Annotated in this window: 21 protein-coding genes and 1 pseudogene; 7 read left to right on the forward strand and 15 right to left on the reverse strand. The window is 41.4% G+C overall.

The genetic code is table 11. The features are described 5' to 3' along the window. Positions 1–33: 33 nt before the first annotated feature. Both O9324_RS06865 and O9324_RS06870 read right to left on the reverse strand, forming a co-directional pair. Complete coding sequence (locus tag O9324_RS06865; protein ID WP_288139801.1) at positions 34–1533, reverse strand: vWA domain-containing protein; 1500 nt, start codon at positions 1531–1533, stop codon at positions 34–36. A gap of 299 nt (positions 1534–1832) precedes the next feature. After that, positions 1833–2990 carry a hypothetical protein gene (locus tag O9324_RS06870; RefSeq protein ID WP_288139802.1) on the reverse strand — a complete coding sequence of 386 codons (1158 nt, stop codon included), beginning with the start codon at positions 2988–2990 and terminating at the stop codon, positions 1833–1835. A gap of 881 nt (positions 2991–3871) precedes the next feature. Here O9324_RS06870 and O9324_RS06875 point away from each other — a divergent pair. The 7 genes from O9324_RS06875 to O9324_RS06905 all read left to right on the forward strand — a co-directional run bounded on the left by O9324_RS06875 (position 3872) and on the right by O9324_RS06905 (position 11512). Then, the gene (locus O9324_RS06875) at positions 3872–4603 is read left to right on the forward strand and encodes a hypothetical protein (RefSeq protein WP_288139816.1); all 732 of its coding nucleotides are present in this window, start codon (positions 3872–3874) and stop codon (positions 4601–4603) included. A gap of 27 nt (positions 4604–4630) precedes the next feature. Further along, a complete protein-coding gene (locus tag O9324_RS06880; RefSeq protein ID WP_288139803.1) occupies positions 4631–5461 on the forward strand; it encodes a P-loop NTPase family protein in 831 nt (276 codons plus the stop codon). Next, on the forward strand, positions 5458–6372 hold the full coding sequence (locus O9324_RS06885; protein WP_288139804.1) for a hypothetical protein: 915 nt from the start codon (positions 5458–5460) through the stop codon (positions 6370–6372). The genes O9324_RS06880 and O9324_RS06885 overlap by 4 nt, the downstream gene beginning before the upstream one ends. 4 nt (positions 6373–6376) lie before the next feature. Beyond that, positions 6377–9316 carry a hypothetical protein gene (locus O9324_RS06890; protein WP_288139805.1) on the forward strand — a complete coding sequence of 980 codons (2940 nt, stop codon included), beginning with the start codon at positions 6377–6379 and terminating at the stop codon, positions 9314–9316. A gap of 324 nt (positions 9317–9640) precedes the next feature. Further along, a complete protein-coding gene (locus O9324_RS06895) occupies positions 9641–9868 on the forward strand; it encodes a hypothetical protein (RefSeq protein ID WP_287666794.1) in 228 nt (75 codons plus the stop codon). Then, positions 9865–10278, forward strand: a complete 414-nt coding sequence (locus O9324_RS06900) for a PIN domain-containing protein (RefSeq protein ID WP_288139806.1) — start codon at positions 9865–9867, stop codon at positions 10276–10278. Before O9324_RS06895 ends, O9324_RS06900 begins: the two co-directional genes overlap by 4 nt. A gap of 292 nt (positions 10279–10570) precedes the next feature. Next, positions 10571–11512, forward strand: a complete 942-nt coding sequence (locus tag O9324_RS06905; protein WP_288139807.1) for a hypothetical protein — start codon at positions 10571–10573, stop codon at positions 11510–11512. A gap of 267 nt (positions 11513–11779) precedes the next feature. Here the strand turns inward: O9324_RS06905 and O9324_RS06910 are convergent, their stop codons facing one another. The 13 genes and pseudogenes from O9324_RS06910 to O9324_RS06965 form a co-directional block, all read right to left on the reverse strand. Then, positions 11780–13531 carry a mechanosensitive ion channel family protein gene (locus O9324_RS06910; RefSeq protein WP_288139808.1) on the reverse strand — a complete coding sequence of 584 codons (1752 nt, stop codon included), beginning with the start codon at positions 13529–13531 and terminating at the stop codon, positions 11780–11782. A 113-nt stretch (positions 13532–13644) separates the two neighbouring features. Continuing rightward, on the reverse strand, positions 13645–14568 hold the full coding sequence (locus tag O9324_RS06915) for a hypothetical protein (RefSeq protein WP_288139809.1): 924 nt from the start codon (positions 14566–14568) through the stop codon (positions 13645–13647). Between the two features lie 3 nt (positions 14569–14571). Continuing rightward, entirely contained in the window at positions 14572–15975 is a 1404-nt protein-coding gene (gene gad / locus O9324_RS06920; protein ID WP_002764724.1) for a glutamate decarboxylase, read from the reverse strand. Positions 15976–16003: 28 nt separating this feature from the next. Next, the gene (locus O9324_RS06925; RefSeq protein ID WP_002764725.1) at positions 16004–16612 is read right to left on the reverse strand and encodes a DUF1345 domain-containing protein; all 609 of its coding nucleotides are present in this window, start codon (positions 16610–16612) and stop codon (positions 16004–16006) included. Positions 16613–16666: 54 nt separating this feature from the next. Continuing rightward, entirely contained in the window at positions 16667–17428 is a 762-nt protein-coding gene (locus O9324_RS06930; protein ID WP_288139810.1) for a Coq4 family protein, read from the reverse strand. A 51-nt stretch (positions 17429–17479) separates the two neighbouring features. Next, positions 17480–18085 carry a hypothetical protein gene (locus tag O9324_RS06935; RefSeq protein ID WP_002764731.1) on the reverse strand — a complete coding sequence of 202 codons (606 nt, stop codon included), beginning with the start codon at positions 18083–18085 and terminating at the stop codon, positions 17480–17482. Positions 18086–18181: 96 nt separating this feature from the next. Next, positions 18182–18856: a MarC family protein gene (locus O9324_RS06940; protein ID WP_288139811.1), complete on the reverse strand. Its 675-nt coding sequence runs from the start codon at positions 18854–18856 to the stop codon at positions 18182–18184. Between the two features lie 89 nt (positions 18857–18945). Continuing rightward, a complete protein-coding gene (locus tag O9324_RS06945) occupies positions 18946–21315 on the reverse strand; it encodes an arylsulfatase (protein ID WP_288139812.1) in 2370 nt (789 codons plus the stop codon). Positions 21316–21368: 53 nt separating this feature from the next. After that, positions 21369–22151 carry a DUF1214 domain-containing protein gene (locus O9324_RS27450; RefSeq protein ID WP_502846572.1) on the reverse strand — a complete coding sequence of 261 codons (783 nt, stop codon included), beginning with the start codon at positions 22149–22151 and terminating at the stop codon, positions 21369–21371. Positions 22152–22205: 54 nt separating this feature from the next. Beyond that, positions 22206–22979 (reverse strand): annotated as a pseudogene (locus tag O9324_RS27455) (DUF1254 domain-containing protein); the annotation flags it as partial. A gap of 100 nt (positions 22980–23079) precedes the next feature. Then, positions 23080–23571 (reverse strand): glycine zipper family protein, encoded by a 492-nt coding sequence (locus O9324_RS06955; protein ID WP_288139814.1) that lies wholly within the window; start codon positions 23569–23571, stop codon positions 23080–23082. 168 nt (positions 23572–23739) lie between these two features. After that, a complete protein-coding gene (locus tag O9324_RS06960) occupies positions 23740–24264 on the reverse strand; it encodes a type IV pilin-like G/H family protein (protein ID WP_287629481.1) in 525 nt (174 codons plus the stop codon). A gap of 24 nt (positions 24265–24288) precedes the next feature. Then, the gene (locus O9324_RS06965) at positions 24289–25041 is read right to left on the reverse strand and encodes an RNA-binding protein (RefSeq protein ID WP_288139815.1); all 753 of its coding nucleotides are present in this window, start codon (positions 25039–25041) and stop codon (positions 24289–24291) included. Positions 25042–25094 lie beyond the last annotated feature (53 nt).

Below are 25094 nucleotides of genomic sequence, written 5' to 3' on the forward strand. Positions count from 1 at the left end.
CGATTTAATTTTAGGAAAATTAAATCCTCTTGATTAAGGGGAACTTTGACCACTTGTCCCCCTTTCTTCATCTTCGATTTTCTTTCTCCACCACCAATAAAAACAAAACCAAACTATTCCAGAAATCAGGAGTAATCCTGCACTTATTACCCATATTGAAAAAGAAGCAGTGCGTCCGAAATTAACTCCACGATATTCGATGAAACTAGATTTCTCGCATTGGTTTTTCTTTTCAATATCCGATTGTTTACATTCAGTTGCTTCTGAGCTAATATTGTCTGCCGTTACGCTCGTTTTATAGAGTCTTCCTCTTTGAGGGTTAGGATGAGTATAGGTAACTTCATATTCTCCTAAAATAGCGTCTAAAAAGAGGCGTAAACTACTAGCGATTTCTTCCGAGTTTCCAGAAATAGCAAACAGTCCATTAGGGGTGGTGATTTTACTAATTTGTTCTAATCCATCAACATCAAGATATTCATTTGATGGTATTTTACCTGATGGTATTTTACCATTATCTTTTGAGGGTGGACGGTTGATTTCACTCCATTGCGAAGTTCCAAACTTTTTTTGTAATTGTTCAGCATTTAAACCATAACCTAATGTATGAATAGTGATTTGAGGATTATCCGCTAACTTTCCTTTAATTTCCTCTAATTTTGTTTTTTGTAGTTGTCTAGCTTTTTTCTCATCCCGACTATCATATTGAGTATCAAACCCATCGCTTAAAAGAATAACTGCTAAACGAGGTTTCGGTTCAATGGGTTCACTTTTTTTCTCATCAAAAGGATAAAATTTATTCTTTAATTCATCCGTTGGAGGATTTGTGAAAAATTCAACGGCTTTTCCTAATGTATGATAAATATTAGTTGCAGCACGAGGAGTTTGTTTCTGAAGATTTGTAATAGCAGCCGTTGTCTTGCTATCACTAACACTATATAACTTGTTAAGGTCTTCTAGGTTTTCAATGGGTTTATAATCAAAACCATAACCAAAAGGAATAATCGCAACATTAGTGTTTCCTCCTCTTTTTTTCGCTTCTTCAATAAAGGTAGTTAAAGCAGAAAGCGCAGCATCTAATTTTCTTTTCCCTTCAGGAACTGCATTATTACAAACTCCCTTACTGTCTAAATCGGTTGAACAGTTCATGCTTCCACTCATATCTAAAAGAACTAAGATATAAGCAGGAGGGGGTTCAGCTTCTAGGGGGTTTTTAAACTTAAAAGGTATATCAGAATAACCTTTATCAGTATCAGAAGGTGCAACTAACTTATCGTTAGTCATATCTGTTACTTGTAATTTAAAATCTTTCTTTTTGAGATCCATAATAGGAATGGTTTTCTCTTTCCCATATTTATCTTTTACCTTGTCGGTTACTTTAAGGCGTAAAGTGACTTTATTTTGTTCTTCTCGATAGCTAATAATGTCTGTTGTTTTTGCTTGAACCATATCAGAAATTAATAAAATTCCAGACGTAACAATCATTAAACTGGTAAAATCAATCAACTTTCGGGACAGGGTAGTAATTTTAAACATTGTTGTCTCAATCCTTAGTTAGTAGATAGTAATTCGATGCTCTGTTCATGGGGGGTTATGCTATCAAGAAATTAACTTCTAAGTAGGGAGGTACAATCATTTGTAGGATGGGTTAGCGGTAGCGTAACCCATGCGGGCGTTGGGTTTCATACTTCAACCCAACCTACGTTCATCTTATATTTAATTCCACCCACCTACTTATCGAAGTGTCTCAACTGATTTAAAACAATTATAACCATTAGTTACCGAGGCTTTTTATTGATGTCTGAAGACTCAATCAGGTTAACTATAACAGTAGGTTAAGCATCGGGATCTAGGAAGCGGTTATAATAAACAAATCGGTACATTTTAGGTTGATAATCATCTGTTCCATTGGTGATAAAAGTGATTAGGGTATTATGTTTTAGGCTAATTTCTCTTTTGACAGGAATAGGATTACCATTACGTTGAATTTGAATATTCCCAGAACTTTTAGGATTGGGAATCAGTGTTGCATCTTGTTTAGTAACAAGAATTTCCCCCAGATAAGGTTCTGTATCAGGAAGATAAATATCAGAGCCAATTATCTCATCATTTGAGATTTTTTTAAAATCAATTCCTCCAATGGTAATCTTGATAGACGATTTTTCTGGTAACTCAATAGATAACCCTTCTTCGATTCTATTACCATATTCATCTGAGACAAAACGAAGGTCAAGATTCTCTTTAGCTTTCCCTGAAATAACGGGAATCGATCCCTCATAATCATAATAAACAAAGCGATATTTTTGATTATTGTTTTCAAAAACAATTAAATCATTGTGTTTAACAGACACGGGAGCAGCACTGTTTAAAGAAATACCTTTAATCTCAAATTGATGAAACATATCTTTTTTGGGGAAGAATTCTGTTCCTTCATTAGTAACTAAAAAATGACCAATATAGAGAGGTAATCCCTCAATATAAATATCTGAACCAATTTGTTGACCATTTTGTTTTCTCGGTTCACTCCCTCCTAATTTAATGGTTTTACCCTCTTTAATTCTATCTTTAGGAAAAGGAATTAACACAGACTGATTATCTGGCTTAACCCATAAAATATTAAACCCTTTTTTCAGAATTTGATCTGGAACGTAATTATCAATTGGTTCAGGAGGAGCATTAGTATCTTGTTGATATTCCCTATATTCAAAGCCTTTTCCAGCCCTTAAAGCTGTGTGAAAACTAGGAGAAGTGGTGAAAGTTAAAACCCCTCCTAAAAGACCACCTAAAATGCAAAAGCCTAAGGGATCTTCTATTTGCTGAAATAAGTCTGTCACCTGATTAGATGAGCCTCTTACTACTTCAAATATTATAGCTGCAGCAAGACCAGCTATCACAGCAAAAATGGGACTTAAAATCAGTCGTTTTCGGTAACGTTTTTTATCCCCTGCGGAGGTACTAAAAAAAGGCCATACTAACCCTTCAATTAATCCCACTATTCCCCCTAAAAATAACCATCCTAAGACTCTAATCGGTTTTTCATCTAACTTGAATTGAGGCAGATAAAATAGTTGTAAGAGGAGAGCGATCGCTAATCCTACCCCAAAACCAATGGGAATCGCTCGAAAAAGAAGAGCTTTCTTAGAGCGTTTGAGATTACGAGAGAAACGAGTTGGATTTGTGATAAAAAGCTCATTGAGAACCATTCCCACCGCTAAACAAACCGAAACCAACGGAAAAACGATAATTTCTTCCCACTGTCTCACTTGACTGATGACTCCAACCACTGGAAGATCACTGATCCCTTCTAAGAGGATAAAGGCCAATTGGCTCAAAAACCAGCCCAACAGGGCAGAAATCATACCAGCGCAAAAGCAAAGGATGGGTCTTAGGATGATTAACATAGGGGTAGGATGGGTAACTCCTCAAGGGATGGTCAGGATTCTTCTATAAGGTATATCGTAGCGGGGGGATAGATTTATGCAGAGTTTTTTGACATTGAGCAAAATTAGGATTAATTGGATGATAATTCTTGGTTATACTCGAAAATAAGCTTTAATACTAAATCCGGTTATTAAAGACTGATTATTTATCTCTCCTGTTGCCTTTTGCATGAGTGCCTGTCCTGATATGTAGCCTATACCCAGCGGATTTAGTATAATTGCGCCATTTTCGACGTACACTTCGGCCGCCGTCAGTAATTACTATATAATCACCCTGGAGGGAAAACGAGTTTTGTAAAGTTTTGTAACAATTTAGGTCAAGATGGCATAAGAGGTCAGGGGTGGATCGATAGAGAAATATACGCTATCACTATATAAGGAGGAACCCTAGCTATGACTCAGTTAAGACAAGGAGGTGATTAATTTTGGGAGGAGTGATCTATATTGGCGATCGCCGAGCGGGAAAAACCCATTTAGCGATGGAGTTAGTTAATCCTAATCATCAATTTGTCATGGTGGACTCTGTAGCGTATCAAAAAATTCCTAAAGGGGATAAAGGAATGGCAACTCTTGATGACAAAAGCATTCATGATCGCTATTTTGAGGTTAAAGTTCATCTTCCCAATGGAGAAAAAACCATTATGACCAATTGGTTAGATACCCCGGGAGAAATTTGGCGACCCAGTTGGCAGTCTCAAAATCCCAATGAATGGCAAAATTTTATTGACCATCTTCAAGATGCGGAAGGAATTTTATTAATTCTTGCACCTTATCGAGAAATTCTTGATCCTCATCTTCCTGAATACCATGAATTTGTCACCCGAAAACAGTGGATCAATCGTTTTGACCGATGGGTTAAATTTTTTAAACAATATTGCTCACGGATTGAACATTTACTATTATGTTTAAATAAAGCAGACTTATTCTGTGGCAACCTGAAAGAAGAGTCCCAAAAACTCGCCTATGACCCCCATTATCAACGGATGACTTGGGAACAAAAAGATAGGTATGTTTATCATCGCTATTTTAACCCGATTCATTCTTATATCAATGAGTTAAATAGGAATATAGATGACTTATCTATCAGGTGTTTTATCACCACCATTGACAATCGAGAATTACTAGAACTTCCTTGGATTTACTTAGGAAGTTATTTAGCTAAATAACACTATTAATTTTTAGGAGAATCTATTATGAATGGCGGTAACATTGCGATTGTCGGCCCAAGAAAATCGGGGAAAACAACCTATTTAGCGGGTCTAGCTTATCATAGTCATCACGAGGATCAACAAGGCATTAGATATACTATAACCATCCAAAATGAAGACACCAGAAATTTAAAAGAAGACGCTGAACGAATTCTGTTACCGCAAAAAGATTTTAAAGGAACAAAAAAAAGAGATAAGACAGTGTTTCAGCTTCCTTATTTTAGTTTTTTTATTGATTATAAGCCCAGTCGCTTTAAAGCTAGTCAAAGAATCACAATTGCCACCAGAGATTACTCAGGAGAGCTTTTTGATGATTTGGAAAAATCTAGTTTTTTAAGTAATGAAGACGAAGAATTTGTTAAGGATTTTTTTACTAATAAAATTGGGTGTATTGTGTTGTTAACAAGTTGGGAGTTAGGAGCGGATAACAAATATCATAATATGTTAAAGAATTTTTTAGAAATTATGGATAGAAACAATGTCGATAGTAATTATAAAATAGCGGTAGTAATGACTAAATGTGAAAGGGGAGAAATTTGGACAGGAAGATTTGAACCTGAACGAGATTTATTCGACGTACATCTCAAAAAAACCAAAGATTTGTTAAGACAAAAATTAGAGCCTAATACCCTTAAGTTTTTTGCTCTATCTACTTTTGGAATCTTATCACAGACCGATCCTCGTCCTAATCGATTAGACCGAATTGTCAAAGGAGAACCAGCTTCTGTTTTAAGGCAACCTGAAGGCTGGAAACCCTATAATTTAATTGAACCGCTTTTATGGATTGCTCAAACTTCTAAATCAACAACAAAATGAACTCCTTAACATGGCTAAAACAAAAGGTTAATTCTCAGACTTCGGATCTGACTGTTGAAAGTGCGGATATTCGGGTTATTGGCGACCGCCGTTCAGGAAAAACGGTTTATATGGCCTCTCTCGCTTATTGGCCAAATGCAAATCCTAATAGTCCAGTTCAAACCGTTACTCCCATTGGGGATTTACTAGCCAGTCAAGAATTAATCAAATATGCTCAAGATGTTTTAGAGCAAGGATTAGAATTAAAAGGAACGCCATTAAAGCCTAATGTTGTGGAAGTTAAAGACTACGGTTTACAGATATTGCTAAAAGATCGGTTTAAACTCTCAAAACTTGGCTCTCCATCGGTAAAGTTAACCGTAAATTGTAAAGATTATGGCGGAGAATTTTTTCAAGATTTAATCAGGAAATCTAATAATTCTTTACTAATGGATTATTTAGATGATTGTATTAGATCAACGGGTATTTTATTCTTAGTAGATGGGACAGCTTATGCCAAAGATCAGGAATATGCTAACAGTTTAGAACTTTTTTTTGCAGCTTTGGATCAAGCCGATTTACAGCATAAACAGAGAAGAATCGCCTTATCTATCAGTAAATGCGAATTGTCTCAATTATGGACAGGACGACATAATCCTAGGGTGTTAATGGATAGTCTTTTTCCGAAGATGATGGGAAAATTAGAAACGTGGCAAAGTCGAAAATTAGGTTTTGTTGACTATTTTGCCCTTTCATCTTTTGGTACACTAGGAAAAGAATATCCTCAACCGAATACCATTTTAAAACAACGAGATAGAGGAGGAACAACTTCAGTTATTAAAGAACCGAGAAAGTGGCGACCGTTTGGTTTAGTTTCACCGATTTATTGGCTCTGTACAGGTCAACGTCATAAAGCATTAGATGAGGATTAAAACCATGAGTATTATTGACATTCACGAGTTCAGCACAGGAATTAATGTTCAAGGAACACCTGATAATTGGTGGTCTGTGGGTTTTTCAGGGGGATATATGAATTCAACTCTCACTTCTATTCCTAAAGCTGTTCAACAAGACATTGCGGCTGATTTATTTTACCTGTCAGAATTTGCCGTCCAAAAAGAACCAGCAATCATTGGTCGAGAGGTTAAATTAGGTCAAGAGGAATGGTCAGTTTTAGCTGTTATTACCCATGCAAATGATGAGAGTGACAGAGGAATTTCTGTCTTCCGTTATTTTTTAACACAAGGATTGGGAAAACTTAATGATTTATTAGATTGGTATCGTTTAGTTGTTAAAAGACCTTGTTTTGATCCGTTTGACAAAAAAACAGTGGGAAATAAACACAGCTATGATACTATTCAGAGTGAAAACACAAATCTTTTACATCTCCTTGATAATCCCGAAGAACTGAGCAAAAATATTCTTGTTCACTCAACAACTACCACAAAAACAGGAAAAAGGATTCCCATTAAAGCGATTCACCAATTAGCTGAAAAAAAAGCCAAAGAATTAAAGCAATTAGTCTCGTGGGCCTATGATGTAGAAGGGTTGAAAAAAACTCATGATTTTCTCATTATTTATCCTGCTGCGGCAACAACTCCTCCTGCATTACCACCTAGTAACAGTAATCCTGATCTAGTTGCTAATCTTTCAAATACAAATGCTCCTAATGGTGTCCATCAATCTGTAACACCACCAAGTTCTCCTGTTACTCCTCCTCATAGTCCCTGTCTCTCCGATGCTGATAGATACTTACAAGAATCCCTTAGTAAAAAGGATGCACCTCCTCCCAGAGTAGAAGGACAAGAAGAAATCTCCAATATTATTAGAAGTTGGATTAATAACAATCCTCCTACTTTAAAGGATGTTCAAACTATCGAGAATGCCTTTAAAGATACAACATTGTATGATGATCAATTTTGGACTAAATCTATTTTAGAGCCACTTGATCTTAAGGGTGCAATGGATGATAAAAACTATCCCCCTATTTATGTTTATCTTTATCTCTTATATGGATTAATTATTCCTGAGAAACTTCCAGATTTTCTAAGATGGATTGAAAAAGTACCTAAAAAACAAAAGAAAATCGTTTATGGATGGATTGAAAAACTCAGTTCAGGAATTGAATCACAATTAAATAGTATTTTTCCCAATGGCTACACAGAAAAGGCAATTTTAAAAAGAGTAAAAGAAGGCGTTGGAGTCTTAATTGATCAAAATAATCCTTCAAAGGATTTGAAATCGCTAATTTTTAAAAGAGTAAAAGAAGGCGTTAGAGTCTTAATTGGTCAAAATAATCCTTCAGGAGATTTACAATCGACACTTTTGCCTGATGAGCTAAAAAAACTATATTCTTTGCTCAGTCAGTTAAGCACACTTGAACCCAATCCTCTTAATTTTAATCGCTCTGAAACAAGTAGAGTGAGAAAATGGTTTTTAACTGAAGCACAAGGATTATGGCCTTCATGTTACGAACAATACCTTGCCCTTGTTCGGGAGGATGGAGAAACTTTTAAACAGAACCTGTGGCAAGATATTAAACAGATTGCCAGAAATTATAAAACTGCTAAAGCAAAGTTAGATGAAGATATCAAACAGAAAACGGGTTCTAGTAATTCTATGACTTCCCCAGTAGATATAAAAAATGCTTTAAAAGAAAGAAGTTATGAGCTTACCTATGCTTCTGAAAATTTAACCGTTCTTAATCAAAAAGACTTGCAAGACATAAAAGATTATTTTATTAATTTAATCTGGTATGATGGTGTAAAAAGTGAGTCTCTATCGTTATATGAGAGTAACAAACCGTTATTGAAGGATTTAGCCAAGGTATTTGGGGCAATGATCAAGTACAAAGAAGATCACAAAATCAATACAGATACTAACAATGATTATACTCCACTAGCGGTTATTACTCAAATCTTAGAACATGATGTTCCTACTGATTTATGGAAAAAGTGTGGTTTTATAGTCAATTTAGGAAAAAAAGAAAAAGACAAAATAGCGTTAACTCCTCAAAATGTTGATGTTACCATTATTTCTCTTAAAAGAAAACCCCTTTGGTTTGAACCTTTTATCCCATATATTATCCCTTTATTAATAACCCTTTTATTACTATTACAAGGGGCTTCACTGGTTTTTATCTTCGCTTTAAAGCAGCAAATAGAATCTGCAAATCAGGAACTACAATTAATGACTGAATTAACTCTACCAGATGGGTTGGACAAAATAGTTAATGATCTGGCTCAGGATCAAAAGATTGATAAAACAAAAAGTAAAAAGGCAATTATTAAACTTTTTAAGTTACAAAAAAGCTTATCTAAGCAAAAAGAAATAAACTGGAAACAGTTAATTGAAGATTATCAAACAGGAAAAAAAATAAAACCAACAGGTATTGTAGGAATAAAATCAGATAGTCAGACTAGAGAGGCTATAATCAAGGATATTAAAGTAAGTCTAGGGCTATCAACTCCTTCCTCTCCATCGCCTTCTCTATCACCTTCTGTATCTCCATCCCCCTCTGTATCCCCATCACCCACTGTAGATACGAATTGGCAAACTAATGTCAAATCCTTAAACGCTATAGTTGAAGATAACGCTCATGATGATTCAGAAAAAGGAAAAAGAAAAGGGCTTATTGTTAAAATCTTAGATTTTCCAAAAGATACTCCTTATGAGGATATAATCAAACAGGAAAACTCCCAACAGTTAAAAGAAAAAATTAAAGCTTTTCAGAAACAACAGTTTCATGAATGGAACACTTATGATGGTCTGATATCAGAAGGTGGTGATACATATAAAAAACTCAATTCACTGGTATCTTCGAGACCATCTAATCCCCCATCATCTCAACCTGAAATAGATGGTCCAGGTCCCTAAGTGGGTGTTGTGCTATCCTCTTATGAAAAACTAGATATACTGTAGGGACGCAAGTGTTGTGCGTCCTATCAATTAGCGTTTGATTGAGGAAAATTAAAGTCTATCTGCACTTAATCTTATTATCAATTAGACGGGAGAAAATCAATTCAAATTCGGTATTCAGCAAAAAGAACCATCAAAGTTATATATGATATTTCCCAATCTCATGAGGTACAGTCAATTGATTAAAAAGTTAATTATGTATAGCTTTTACTTCCGACTTCCCACCTCATAATTCTGACTTCTGCTATAATAATTTTAACTATCTTCAAATAGCTTAATCTTATGACTTCCTATCAAACTCAGATAACCCTTGATAACTCTCAGCAAATCCTTCTCTCTAATTTACCCTTCAAAGAAGGAACAAAGCTGAACATTAATATTGAGGTTGTTGAAGAAGATATAGCTGGATCTTCTTCCGATTTTGAAACGCTTTTAGAAAATACTCAAGGAATATGGACAAAAGGAGATGGGTTAGAATATCAACAGAAAATTCGAGAGGAATGGTCATGAAAAAACTGATAGATTCTTGTATTCTGATTGACCATTTTAACGGAGTTTCAGCAGCAACCAGCTATCTTAAAAAACATAAAAACGATGCTTCTATTTCTATCATTACTAAAGCAGAAGTCTTGATTGGATTTGAGGATGAAACCACCTTTCATCAAGCTCAACAAATTTTATCCTACTTTCACCTAATAGAATTAGATCAAACTACCATCGATTTAGTTATCCAACTTCGTCGTGAACAAATCAGGAAAAAGTTGAACAAACTCCCCCATCAAAAGATCATACAATGGAAATTACCCGACGCAATTCAAGCAGCGATCACCCTTCATTATAACCTTAAATTAGTCACTCACAATACTAAAGATTTCGACTTAACTCAACATCCCTTTGTTGAAGTTCCCTATACAGTTTAACCTAGTTTTTAGGATAGTAAAGTATCGTTCTAACATTAACTCATTTTGTGTCATGACTTGATCCTCATTAACTTTCTTTAGTCTGTCCCATTTATCGAAGTTAAATGCGATCTCTGATCCAGCTTCGCCTAAATTTTATCTCAACTATAATAAAATTGTATTATTTAACCGCTCCCCTGCATAACTTCCCCCCTATCCTACGATAAAAGAATGGATAGAGACTCATTTTAGTGCGATCGCTATTATTAGTACATAAACACTAAGCAATAATCCTTACTTTTGACAAAAAATCATGAGTATTATTGAGATTCACGAATTTAGTACAGGAGTTAAAGTACAATCTTCACAAGTTGGTACACAAGTTTTGTGGTGGGTGGAAGATTACACCGAAGAAGACTTTATGAATTGTACCTTAGAGCCGATTCCCGATGTGGTTTATCAAGCCATTGATGAGGAATTATTAAAAATTCCTTGCTTTCCTAAAAGTTTAAACCCTCAAAAATTTGTTATAATCGGTCGAGAAGTTAAAAATAAAAAAGAGGCTTGGTCAATCATTGCTGTTATTAGTAAAGGGAAAGATCGCAACAGAGAAGAAGTATTATTATATCGTTATTTTATAGCGCAAGGATTAGGAAAATTAACGGATTTATTGGCATGGTTTAATACTAATAACAAGCCAACTTTCGACCCTTTTGATCAAAAATATATCGGACAACCCCACTTGTATGATGATTCTAATACCCGTCATAATGATGCTTTAACACGGGAGCAATTTAAACCATTATTAGAAGAAAAAAATCCTTGTTTAGTGATTCCTCATGATCTAACCTGTACGGTTATTATGATCAATCAACTGGCAGAAAGAAGAAAAAATAAAAACAAATTAACCGCCTGGGCTTATCAGATTGAAGAAATTTATAAACCCCAAACCTTTCAAGCGATTTATCCTCTAAACTCTGATGCTGAAAATTATCTTAGGAAAAAAGTTTCTCAAAAGTTTAAACCCAAACTTTTTAATAATTTATTAGGTTTTATTAGTAAATTTTATCAACTAATGACCCATCCTATTAAAGTACCGCTTCTTCTTTGTGTGGGTATCTTTTTCGTTGGTGGAACTCTGATTTCTTTCCCAGCTTGTTTTGTTTTATTTGCGGGTTTTTCCTGGTCTATTGTATTTATTATTGGCATCTTAATCATGTTTTCGCTAGGCTTTTACTTAGGAGGTAGTTCCTAAATAAAATAAGAGATATTGTCAACTTTATTCCCTTGCAAAACTAAACCTCTTGCACAATTAATTTTTGATGGTTCAAAAACGGCAAAAATAAGGATTAAATGGCATAAAATCTGTCAAGAGATCATGGAATTGATTATTATTCATTCTTAATTCTCCTGACTACTGACTACTGACTACTGGCTACTTACTCCTAACAACAATTTTTGATTTTTACAAGAGGTCTATTAATAATCCGCCAAAAGTGAGAGCATAAAAACGGATGTGGTGTCATAATGTGTTGTTTTCCTGATTGTCTGAAGATTGAACGCGAAAGGGAGGCGCGACATAATCGGAAGGTAAATAATTTTCGGGAATGGTTGTTGTATTTCCATCTCGTAGGGAGGTGTAACTGGGAGAGAGAATCTCAATCCCAGCTTCATTACACTTGTCTTGAATATTTTGATGGAGTTCTGAATAAATTATTACCATCAAATTGGGTTGGTTAGTGTAAGCGTTTAATTGATAACTGATGTAAAAATTATCTAGGCTAGTTTGCAGGACAAAAGGTGCGGGTTCTTTGAGAATATGCTCAGTTTCTAGAGCAGCTTCAATTAAGGTTGTGTGGGCTTTTCGCCAGGGCAGATCATACCCTAGGGTAATCGTTGTCTGAATAATTAGATTTCTGTTTAATTCCCGCGAGGAGATACTAAAGTTAATCACATTACTACTTAATAAAGATGAGTTAGGAATAGTGATGATTTTATTAGTGGGAGTGCAAATGCGAATAACTAGGAAGTTTTTTTCAATTAGATCGCCAATTACATCTCCTATTTGAATGTGATCTCCGATGCGAAAAGCACGGGTATAAATAAGAATAATTCCCCCAATAACATTGGCGATCGCTGAAGTTGAACCAAGGGATAAAAGAAGACCGAGAAAAACAGAAATGCCTTGAAAAGCTGGAGAATTAAAACCGGGCAAGTAGGGAAAAGCCACTATTGCTGCTATGGCAATAATTATGACTAATAGGATATTGTAAGTAGGTTTAGCCCAATCAGTATAAAAACCCGGAATAATCAGATTTCCTCTTTCTATTGCCGTAAAAAAGGGCTTGATCAGCCGGATTAAGTAGTAAGTTATAAAAATGATTATGGCAATAACAAAGGCATTGGGAAGATATTTGCCAATGGAGTATAAAACCAGTTCTAATGATTGAGAAAAATAACCTAAAATACTGTCGCCAAAAACTCTTGTCCAGGGAAATAAACGAAGTACAAATGTAGCATAATTAAATAGTAATAAAAACAGAACAAAGAAGCGAATTATGCGAAGAACTCGCAACCAAAAGAAGCTGATTTTAGAGGAAGATATGATCTCAACATTCCCGATTTGAATGCCCGGTGTCAAGGATTCAATCAAACGTCTAATGAAGGGAAATAGTTTTCCTGAAATTTTGATAACTGCAAAGCTAATAATCAAGAAAGCAAAGGTGGCTATAACCGTATAAATGATGTTCTTAAGTAGTTGTTCTGGTTTTCGATCTTGGCGATATTGAGTGATAGCGACCTGAATTTTTTGTAAAGCTTGTTGAGCTAAAACCTTCGGCGTTGAACGATAGGCTTTTGCATCTTGCTCCGTCACCGTTAGAATTACTTCTTGATCTACACTTAAATACAGTGAGTTATCATCAGGAATCTTCTCAATTGTCAGGTTCTCCACAGGAATAGAATCATTTTGAGCAATTCTTTCAATTCTCCGGGTAATAGTGTTAGCTCTCTCCTCCGCCGAAAATGAAGAAACTCCCCGCCGGATAAAAAAGAGGGGTTTTCCATCTAACATAACTGGAAAGCCGTCAATTTTATTTTCCGGTTGTGTCGGATTTTGAGCTATTCCCAAAAGAGGGGAGCTTAGAGTCAGTAGTAAAACTACGATAAATATTACCAAAGTATGCCCAGTTTTTTTCATCCATCTTCTAGCTCTAGATGGTATAGTTGGCATTAAAGATATTTGATTCATATCGAAAAATGGTACAAATTGCATAGGATTAAGTCAGATTTTTATCTGTGTAGTAGGGTAAGGTTCAGCCATTACTGTCTTCGATAAGATACAGGTGTACTAAACTAAGACAGGAGGGAAGTTTTCACATCTGAAAGCTATTCTTGCAACATTTCGGGAATCATTAAATAACTACCTCCTAAAAACAAAAGTGAACCCGATAAAAAGGAGAAATTTGTTCCCCATTCCTGACAGCAAATAATTGTTCCTTGTCCGAAAAAGCCGAAAATACTGCCACTCAAAAAGCCAAGAGAACCGCCTAAATTTAACACCACGATCCACCATTCTATTTCGTTAAAATGCCAAGACCAATAACTATGAGAAACTTCGACAACAGCCAAATAACTAGCGGTGCAGAAATGAAGGGAAGCAAGGGTACTAGGAATCCAAATTAACAGATCATCACTCTGCCAACTTAAACCCTGTACCATGGCAAAAAAACAATTAATATTGAATAGACAAGCTCCGATAAATTGAATAAAAGTTCCCCAATATTCAAGGCGATCGGGTTGCCAAGCAAACCATTTAATTTTAATTAGTTTGGGGACGGGATGGGAGACAGTACCGATTTTTTCCTCCAGTATTTCTGCATCCCGAATCAGAGTAACATCTAGATTTAAATTAATAGCTTCTAAAAAGGCGGCATAGGAACCAAAAGTAAAACAAACTGAACCGATAAAATTAATGACAGAAATTCTCTCTAAGCGGGGATGGGGGAACATCATCGGAATTGCCCCGACGACGAATAAAATTGAACCAAGAGTAAAAATAAAACCGATCCACCAGGTTAAATTATCTAATTGCCAAGTCCAGTATTTAAACGGCTTTAACTTAGAAGAAATTAAGTCAGAAGTGCTAGATTTAATTTCACTGCTATGGCGTTTACGAAAGCGCCGGGATGACCAAATATGAAAATTTCCTTGGGCAGTTCGGTGAATAATTCGTGTGGAAAAATTGGCAACACCAAAACTTTGTAAGGGTTGCCAATTTTTGGGAAATTTAAGCGAGTTTTTCCTCAACATCTGTTAGTGATGGAAATGGGAACCAGATAATTTTGACTGATAATTAGACTGAGATTTAAAGAAGGCGATCGCTGAATGAATATCCCGCAACAACAGAGCCGCCATGTCGCGACTAAATCCCTCCTTGATCACCACGCGCTGCACGGTTAAATCTTGGCGATTTTTCGGCATTGTATAGGCAGGAACTAACCAACCCCGCTCGCGCAATTTATCAGCTAAATCGAATAAACTATAATTAGCTTGATCGCTAATTGTCTCCTTTAATTTCCAAGCAAAAACCGGAATAGTGCTGCCATCGGTAATTAATTCAAACGGTCCGATCTTAGCGATTTCCCCCGATAAATACAAGGCCGTATCTCGACAGGCTTGATGAATTTGTCGATAACCCTCCTTACCCAGTCGTAAAAAATTATAGTATTGAGCGACTACTTGATTACCAGGACGAGAAAAATTCAGAGCAAAATTAGGCAGATCACCGCCTAAATAATTACAATGAAAGATTAATTCTTCTGGTAATTCTTGCCGATCTCGCCAGATAATCCAACCAACACCGGGATAGACTAAACCGTATTTATGCCCAGAAGCATTAATCGATTTAACCCATTTGAGGCGAAAATCCCAGACTAAATCGGGATCGAGAAAAGGGGCAATAAAACCACCACTAGCACCATCGACGTGCAGGGGAACTTGCCAGCCGGTTTCTCTGTTCAATTTTTCCAGGGCATCATTAATTTCTTGGACGGGTTCGTAACTACCATCAAAGGTACTACCCATAATGGCAATTACCCCGATCGTATTCTCATCAATTAGTTTAATTGCTTCCGTCGCATTGAGATGAAAACGATTCCCTTCCATCGGCACAAAACGCGGTTCTACCTCCCAATAACGACAGAATTTTTCCCAACAAACCTGCACATTAATGCCCATGACTAAATTAGGTTTGTCGGTGGGTTTACCCTCTTTTTGTCGGCGTTTGCGCCACTGCCATTTTAAAGCCATGCCTCCCAACATCGCCGCTTCACTGGAACCAATGGTAGAACAACCGGTTGCCGCTTCGTTTTCGGGAGCATTCCAGAGTCTAGCGATCATATTCACACAACGCAGTTCAATTTCGGCGGTTTGTGGGTATTCATCCTTGTCGATCATGTTTTTATCGAAGGTTTCCGCCATTAATTGTTTGGCTTCCGGTTCCATCCAAGTGGTGACAAAAGTAGCCAGATTCAGGCGGGAATTACCATCAAGGGCGAGTTCATCGCGGATTAAATTGTACGCCGCCGCCGGCGGCATTTCCCCCTCGGGAATCTCGTATTTAGGTACAGCGGAAGTCAGGGCGCGGGAAGCATAGGTGGGGGTAATTAGTGCTTCTTCCGGACTGAGGCGATCGAGATTAATTTTCTGATGAACCATGACTTCCTTAATAAAATATCTTTTTTGCTTAGAGTAAATTACCGATCATGCCAAAAATAATAGCAATAATCGAGACGGATAAAAAATAGGAAAGCATCCCGTGGGTTGCTACCAGCCGCCGCATTGCCGTACTATTAATACTTGTATCAGAGGTTTGATAACAAGCCGCCATACAAAAACCTTGATAGAGAAATTCCGTCCAATTAGGTTGATCGCAATCGGGAAAAACTAGGCCTTTACCATCGTGATAGTAGCGTACTGCATATTCTTGGCTGTAGATCAATTGTATGGCTAACCAAGCACTAATAATACCCAGAAAACCACAGGCAAAATGAACGATGGCGTGTTCGGAAGCGATCAGATAAATTAATAGTCCGAAACTGCCGATCGTATAAAATAGGGATTCCAGAAATGCCCCCCGATGATTGGGAGGTTTTAATAGTTCTAGCTGCCAGGGGGCAAGGCAAGAAATTCTGTAAGCTAGTAACATAATTGCCACTATCAAAGCGAAAAGAAAAGCTAAAACCAGTCGCAGAGTAATAGTCACCGGCAGCATTAAGACCATCAGAGCGACAATTATTTGACAGAGCCAGCGAATTTGAGTATAGCTGGGTTTTCTAGCGTTTTTTTTGACCATAGATCAAAGCAGAATTATCCCTAACTATTCTCTCATAAAAATCTGCGGGGTAAATTAGGCGAGCGCTGCTTGTAATTCCGGGCAACTGTACCAACTCCAAGGCCCGTCTAAAACTGGTTTGATATTCAGTTCTTCACGCCATTGATCTAAGGGTTTTTCTAATCCTTCTTCCCACTTGATTGGGAATAGAGGTTGGGCCTGGCGACCGATGGTAATTCCCCGAGAAATTAAATCGAATTTGTAACCGAGAGTTTTATTTAAATCGGCATCACTTTCTACCTGACTTAACAGAGTATCACTGGTAAAAAAAGTCATCAGTAAAGAGAGGATATCGATGAGGAGAAAAGTAGGATAACGAGTTTGAGCGACCGTGACAGAAATTACTCCCAATTCTCCAAGAGTATCTAAACTAAACCCGGTGAGAATGTGATGGATATCGTGGGTTTTATCAATGCGAAAACCAATATAGTCGGCATCGGAATCAAATTGCTCGCGTTGGGGATAAAATTGCGGATCATAGCCCAAAGTGTGCATAATTGTGCCGTAAGTCCAACCGAGAGAACCTTTCGGCATTTTTAACATTGCTTCGAGATCGTAGGGTTTGCCGATGTATCTTTCTTGCACTAATTGAGCGGAAGCTGGTTCTTGCAGAACTGCTTTTACACATAACTCCATCGGGCGACTATTGACCAATCGGCGCTCGATTTCCCAGACATTAGCCGTTTCTTGGCCCGCACCAGCCGCTAGATCGACAAATTCCAGAAATCGATGCAAATTTTCGGGTGTGGCTAATTGATTGATGTATCTGTAACTCATGGAATTCTCCTCATCGGTAGATAAATTTACAGGCGGTTTAGAACAATTGTATTAATAGCGCAGGGGGCCACCGTAACCACCGTATAAACCGACCCCGCGGGTCCCGGCCCCCACCCCGTAAAAGCCAGGACCGACACCACCACCAACACCAATCCAATCGATAAATAGGGAAGTTGCCCCGCCGGCCTTGGGTAGAGTCCCTTCGATTAGCTTGTAGCTATAAATCAAGTCCTTGCCATCGATGACGGGATTGCTAATCTCGACGACAATTATAGTATTGTCTTGACGGCCAGGTTCATAGACCGAGAGGGTAGCATTGGGGGGATCGTTGGCAAAATTATCTTTTCCCGCCCTGGCTGTCCACTCGTCCATGTAGGCGGCCATGGTCAGATTACCAGCAATCCGGTTTGGGCGATCGGAAAAGTATAATGTCTGTTTGTTGACGTTCACCAGGCGAATTGTTTTTGCGACGGGATCTACCTTAAGATCTTCTGCCGTTTGCACGAACATTAACTGCACTTTTTCTTGAGCAGGAGTAGTCTGGGCTACAGAAATATTGGGCATCCCCCAGCTATTGATTGCCATGGCCGCTACTCCCAGAAAAAGTGTATAACGAAAACGCTTCAGGGATTTGGTCAATTGCTCAGAATTTCTCATGATTGCTCTCCTTAATACCCAGTTTAAATATACAACAGCTTATTTGATATTTCCAGTAATTTTCTTAGCTAACTATTTAGACTAATTAGCAATTGGCTATGATGGTAGTTTCGGAACGATCTGATCGACAAAAATATTAACCAAACCTGTCACCATAAATTGTACTCCGATCGCCGCTACAAATAGGCCCATAACTCGCTGAGTAATACTCAAGCCAATATCTCCTAAAAGTCTTTGTAACCATTGGCCAGCCGCGAGGATGAGAAAGACTAAAAAACTGACTAAAATTGTCATCAAAATCAGTTCAATGCCCGTACCACTACCTAGCCTTGATTCGGCTTCACTGGCATAAAGAATAACGTTAGCAATAACCCCAAGACCCACTAATAAAGGCATAGCCATAGGAATAACAATCTGCCGATAAACTGACTTAGCTTCGCTGAGATAATCCCCGCCTTGCTCATTAATTAAAAGCTCTTTTGTCCCTGCCCCAGAACCGTTAACAATGTTGATACCGATAATCAACAAAAGCACGCCACCAGCTAGGCGAAAAGAGTCTAAGGTGACGCCAAAGAATTTTAGCATTGCCGTTCCGATAAACATAAAAATCAATAACAAACACAAGACAGTTAACGAGACAAATAGAGCCACGAGTCGTTGTACTTCTTTACGTTCGCGAGCGGTGTAACTAATAAAAATCGGCAGCATTCCCAGAGGATTTAAGAGGGCGAATAAAGTGATGGCAAAGTTTCTCAAAAAAGACCATTCCATAGGACAAAGTTGCTAATTTAAGCTCAATTTTTTTGCTTTTAACCGAGGGATAGTCTAGATAAAGCTACCAGTATCGCAAGTCCCCTTTTCTACTGCCTGGCCATGATAATTTTCAGACGTTCCTCCGGGTCGATCAGGTGGTCATGATTGTCCGTACCCAGATCCAATTGAACCCAGCCGATCTTGCCGGTGAAACGACTGGTTTTCGAGGTATATTCCGCCGCCACGGGGGTACCAGATTCGTAGCCGATATCCGTGGTTTCGTCGGCGGAGAAAATAAAAGCCTGAGTTCGTTCTACCCGACCCGTACCCACTGGTTGACCGTCGTAGTAGAGGGTGACATTTCCCCCCCGTCCTAAACCACCACCATCGTAGGCAAACTCCATCCGTACCTGATGCTTGCCAGCCGGGATCGTCTCCGTCGCCTCGGTGACAAAACTTTCAATCCCCAGCACGTTATAGACGAACTTGGCTTTTCCATCGTGGCTATAGACACTCCAACCACCGAAGCGGCCGCCTTGGGCGATAATCACCCCGTCCGCGCCTTCCGGGGGAATTTCCAGTTCCGCCGTTACCGAGAAGGATTTATTTTTGATGTTGATGACGCTATTTTCGGACAAACGCCCCATTCCGGCGAAAAATAATTGCGAGTTCCCCCCGGCGAGGGTGGGTCGCCCAGCGGTGGCGGGATCGATCCGTTCCACTTGGCGATCATCTAGGGGCAGTACATTATATTTAACCGCCTCGATCAGAAATTGTCGCTGTAGTTCGTGCAGTTTCTCTGGCATTTCCCGGCAGAGATCCCGAGCTTGCGTCCAATCCGTACTGCCGTCGTATAGTTCCCAGATATCATCGTCGAAAGGAACCATCGTCTGTCCAGTCATCACCCACGGGGTGCGGTGCTTGGTAATCGCGCTCCAACCCTTGTAATAGATGCCCCGATTGCCAAACATCTCGAAATACTGCACATCATGACGTTCGGGGGCGGCTGCGTCGTTAAAGGTATAAACCATACTCGTACCCTCGTAGGGACTTTGTAGGACACCGTTAACCATCGTCGGTTCGGGAATGCCTACCACTTCCAACACCGTCGGGGCCACATCAATAACGTGACAGAATTGGTGACGAATCCCACCTTTTTCCTGGATGAGTTTGGGGTAACGAACAATCGTACCGTTGCGGGTGCCGCCCCAGTGGGAAGCGACCTGTTTCGTCCACTTATAGGGGCTACTCATCGCCCAGGCCCAACCGACCGCGTAGTGATTATAGGAATCGGGCGCACCGAAGTCATCTAGTTTCGAGAGGAGAAATTCCGGGGTTTCCAGACCCGCTAACCCGTTAAAGTTGGCCATCTCGTTAAACGCGCCCTGAAGCGTTCCCTCGGCGGAGGCACCGTTATCACCGACGATGACGTAAATTAGCGTATCGTCGAGGATTTCTAGCTTTTCTAAGGCTTGAATCACTCGTCCCACCTGATCATCGGTATGTTCCAGAAAGGCGGCGTACACCTCCATCTGGCGCTCTAATACCGGCTTCAGGCGCTCGTCCATGTCATCCCATGGGGGAATTTCGGCGTGACGGGGGGTGAGTTCGGCATTTTGGGGAATTACGCCCAGTTCTTTCTGTCGGGCAAAGGTGATCTCACGCTGGCGATCCCAACCGTGAGCGAATTGGCCTCGATACTTGTCGATCCACTCCTTCGGGACGTGGTGGGGGGCGTGGGTTGCGCCGGGGGCGAAGTAGGCAAAGAAAGGCTTATTGGGGGCGAGAGCTTTTTGTTGACTAATCCAAGCGATCGCTCGATCGGCCAGATCCTCGGTCAGGTGATAGCCTTCCTCCGGAGTTTTCGGCGGTTCGATCGGGGTTGTTCCCTCGTACAGTGCCGGCTCCCACTGGTTATTTTCGCCACCGATAAAGCCGTAGAAATACTCGAATCCACCCCCGCCGGAGGGCCAAGCGTCAAAGGGACCGATCGGGCTGGTTTGCCAAACGGGTACTTCGTGGCACTTACCGAACTGCGCCGTGGAATAGCCGTTCAGCTTCAGGGTCAAGGCGAGGGGGGCTTTGGTGTTGGGACGAACGGAACTTTGTCCGGGGGCGGAGGTGGCGGTTTCGGTGATGTTGCCCATGCCGACCGAGTGATGATTCCTTCCAGAGAGCAAAGCCGCACGACTGGGAGAACAGAGGGCAGTGGTATGAAAACGGGTGTATTTTAACCCAGCCGCCGCTAATCGCTCGAAAGTGGGGGTATTGCAGGGACCACCGAAGGCACTGGCGGCTCCAAAACCCACGTCATCGAGCAGCACGATCAGCACGTTGGGTGCACCGGCCGGCGGTCGGATATCTCGAATCGGGGGATAGTGGGTGTCGGGATTCTTGGCGTCGTAGGTGGTTAGACCGAAGGGGGTCAAGTCGGGTATCGGTAGAATTTGGCGTTGGATCGGTTTGTCTTGGGTCATCTTGAGGGCTCCTTTTAAATTTGCGATCGAGAGGTGAAAATCGGAAAAATCGGCTATTTCATTACCTTGATCTCCCCCGGCCGCCAAGACTGGTTAAACCAAGGCTCTAGGGGACCGTAGAGTCGGAGGATAGTATTCCAGCCCGTGCCAGGGACCGTCTGTATCCAGTTCTTTTCCTTACCCGCCGGAGCTTTCGGTCCGAAATAGACATCTACTGAACCGTCGGGGTTGCTGAGAAGTCCTTTCGTCTGACTGCTAACGCTGGGAAAGCGTTGATCGGTCTGGATCATCGATCGCGTCTGGTTGCTGTAAAGGATAACTGACCAGAAATCTTTAACGGGAACGTTCGGGGGTAGGTGCAGGCGATAACTCTTGCCACCGTCGAGAGGGTTTCCTTGAGCATCGCGGGCTGTCCATGCGTATTGGGAACCCCGTCCCACCATTTTCTCTTCCATTGCAGGAGTAACACCCGTCGCCATGAAGTAGTAATAGATATAGGCATCGAGGTTGAGAACACTGGGCTGGGCCTGGAACTGGTAGCCACCGATAAAAGGTAATTCCCAATGGCTGTTAGCGTAGTAGTAAGCGTTTTTGTCCCGCATATGGAAGGCGATCGCCCGGGCTGTGGCATCCCCGACAGCGGCCGCTTCGGTGAGGATTTTTTTCATCCGCGCATCCGGCGCGAAGGGCTTGCCTTTTTCAATGCCGATCGCCGCATAGTATCCTAGTCGAATCTGATCGAGGGATTCGCTCGGTTCTTCCTGCACGGCTTGATTAAGGAATTCCCAAAACCGATAATCCGCCGGGGCGACTGTGTTGAAAGGTTTGCCGGACATATCGACGAAATTTAACGGTGTTGGATTGTTGGTATCCGTCAAGGGATAGATTTTCGTGAATTTTTTCACCAACTCTACCCCCGGTTTCGGATCTCCGTTGACCAGGAAACTCCGCCAAGGAACCCAGAGATTAAAAGTCGGCGATCGCACTACGGTATATCCCGATGGCACTTCTCCCGTATACCCCGGCGGTAATAACAGGTACTTGCCCCCTTCCCCCTTATCCGGCCCAGTAATCCCCACATCGATCACCCAACGGAACCAGAGATCGTTAATCGTCCCCAATACCTTCGGGGGAACTTCCAAGACGATCGGCCCGTTTTTCAGGTCGATCCACGCCCAACTGTAAACGGTATTATCGTTGGCGGTGAGAAAGATCGATCGCGAGTCTAGCAGCTCCTCGAAAATCGGCACGACGGTATTGACGGGTCCCAAGGTGCGGATTGCGTTGCGGTTAGCAACCTGATTAACCGCCGGAATGGCCAGTAGATAGGCTTGAACGGCGCGCTGGAAATCGAGGTGATCGAATAGTTTATCGGCGGTGGCTTTGTCGGGAAAACCATCGAAGAAATTTAACCGGCCGAGACGGGTTTCTACTCTAGCGGGGGAGGCGATCCCAGGTGGTAGGGGAGTGGAGAATTGGAATCGGGGATCGGCGGGAGAACCGCTCAGGGATTGTCCGATACTCGGATAGGCGGCGATGAGCGAACTGACAGTTACGAAGACGAGAACGACCGCAACTAAGGGCGCTCGTTCGGTAAGCCGGAAAAAGCGTGCCGCTATGCGGATACCTGCGGGATCGAGTAGTTTTTTGAGGTTTCTCAACATGGTTAACCGGTTACGTTAAAAATCGCTTAGATTTCGGGACAGAAATAACGGGGAAAGGAAGCGGATTTCCAGAGATTTCTGCTTCTGCGATCGCCGAAAATCACTGGACGCTGTAACCCCGTCCCTCCATACAGGCTGTCCAGGCTTGATAGTAGGTTTGTAATCGCTGGTTTTCCTCTTGGGTCGCTTCGACTTGCGCTTGCTCGGCCTGCTGTTGTTCTTCTCGTTCTCGGAACAGTCCCGCCAAAGCCCCGACTCCCGCCCCGATCGCTGCACCTTCCCCGGTATTCCCAGCGATCGCTCCTCCGACCGTTCCTAATAAAGCGCCTGTGGCACTTGAGCGAAGCAATTGTCCCTGTTGCGAGGATTGGGCGGCAGTGGCGGGGGATATCTGATCCGGCTGACTGGGATCGACTCCGGTTTGCTGTTTTGCCCAAGAATAACAAGCGTAATGGTCTTGCTGTTGTTGTTCTTGGCTTTGTCCTTGACTGGGATAGGCGAAGGGTTCGGCCACTTGAGCCAAACTGACATCGGTATGGAAAAGAATACTTCCTAATACCATCACGCTCAGGGTTTCGATCGATCTTTTCATGAGATACTCCGATCAACTGAATCGATAATTAATTGTTAAAAACGAGAGAAAAACTCGATAAATTTAGACAGATTACCGAGAGGATTAAATCGTTCCCGAAAAGTCAAGTGATCAACTGTCCCGGGCCCGCTACCAGCAAGACAATTAACTGTTCTCCCAACCTCAACACTACTCGTTCACCTCGGAAGCGGGAACCTGTACGGAGAAGTCGCCGCACTGGAGGGTCAGTTTTCCGGGGTTGTTAAACTGATTGCCGCGCACCAATTGCGGATCCGCCGGACGCGTCTGACCGGGATTGGTATTCTGACAGATAATCGTCGTGATTTTCGGGTCTTGGTTAGGAGTGATAAAAGCCGCACCCACATAAGCTTTTAGCTGATTGCTGACGGTTGAGCGAGCGGGGATAACGTAGCTATAGGCGGCCTCGGAAGTGGTGCGAATGGCATAATCAAAGGTTTTCGGCAAAGTAACCCCGAAATCATCTTGAACATTGTCAACTTTCGCTCGAAAATTACCGTTATTCTGATAATAGGTGCGCTGTCCCTCGGTCATCTTGGCGACGGCTTGCAAAGCGGCGTTCTGATCTTGAGCGATCGAATTACCTGTTTGACTTAGAGTCAGATTCCCTGTAGCGAGGAGAGCGAGAGAACTAAAAAGGAAAGCGAGGGAAAAATGTCGGTTAGGTTTTCTCATGGGATATTCAAGGCTAATAAATCTTTAAAAAGGTGCGGTCACGACCCGATAGTAAACCCCTTTAGCACCGTAGGCGGGACTTAACCAAGCCGTACCGCAGCGGTAATAAGTGCTTGTACCAACTGGGTTATAAACGCATCCCCCTGGGAGGTTAGTATAGATCGCTCCGAGGGCGTAGGCACTGCCCGCCGCAAATCCTGCATTGTAGGATTCCGCTTGATTGGCAGTGGCAGCCGTTGCGCCGAGGGCGACTCCCGTGGTGGCCGCCGCTCCAGCCGCGGCCCAACCACCGCAGTTATAACAGCCCGCACCGTAGTAACTATTGACAACGGTGGGCGGATGATAGGTGGCGTAGGTGCCGCCGTAGTAGGTGCCGTGATAGCCATAAACTGAGGTTCCGTAGGGGGTAGTACCGCTCCAAGAACCGTCCCCACCGGAGGCCGAGCCACCCCGATAGCCGTTGACATCCCAAGAACCATCGTCCCCGGAGGCAGTGGTGCCACGGAATCCCGTCCCACTCCAAGAACCGTCACCACCGGAGGCCGAGCCACCCCGATAGCCGGAGGCACTCCAAGAACCATCGTCCCCGGAGGCGGTACCGCGAAAACCGGAGGCACTCCAAGAACCTCCCCGGGCATGGAACCAAGCGGCGGCCGGTGAGGAAGCAAGCAGTATAGTGGTTAGAAAACCCTTGACATCCTCACCGCCGTAAACGGACGGTGATTCCCAAACCTCACGATTTGGGTTTCTGCTTCTTTCCCTTGCGGGGTTCCGCACCTGCCTTAACAGATTTACTCTGTTCTGGTCTTATGGTCGCTCTACAGACTGAC

The organism is Microcystis sp. LE19-84.1B, from assembly GCF_027531875.1.
In the GTDB taxonomy this organism is placed as follows: domain Bacteria; phylum Cyanobacteriota; class Cyanobacteriia; order Cyanobacteriales; family Microcystaceae; genus Microcystis; species Microcystis panniformis.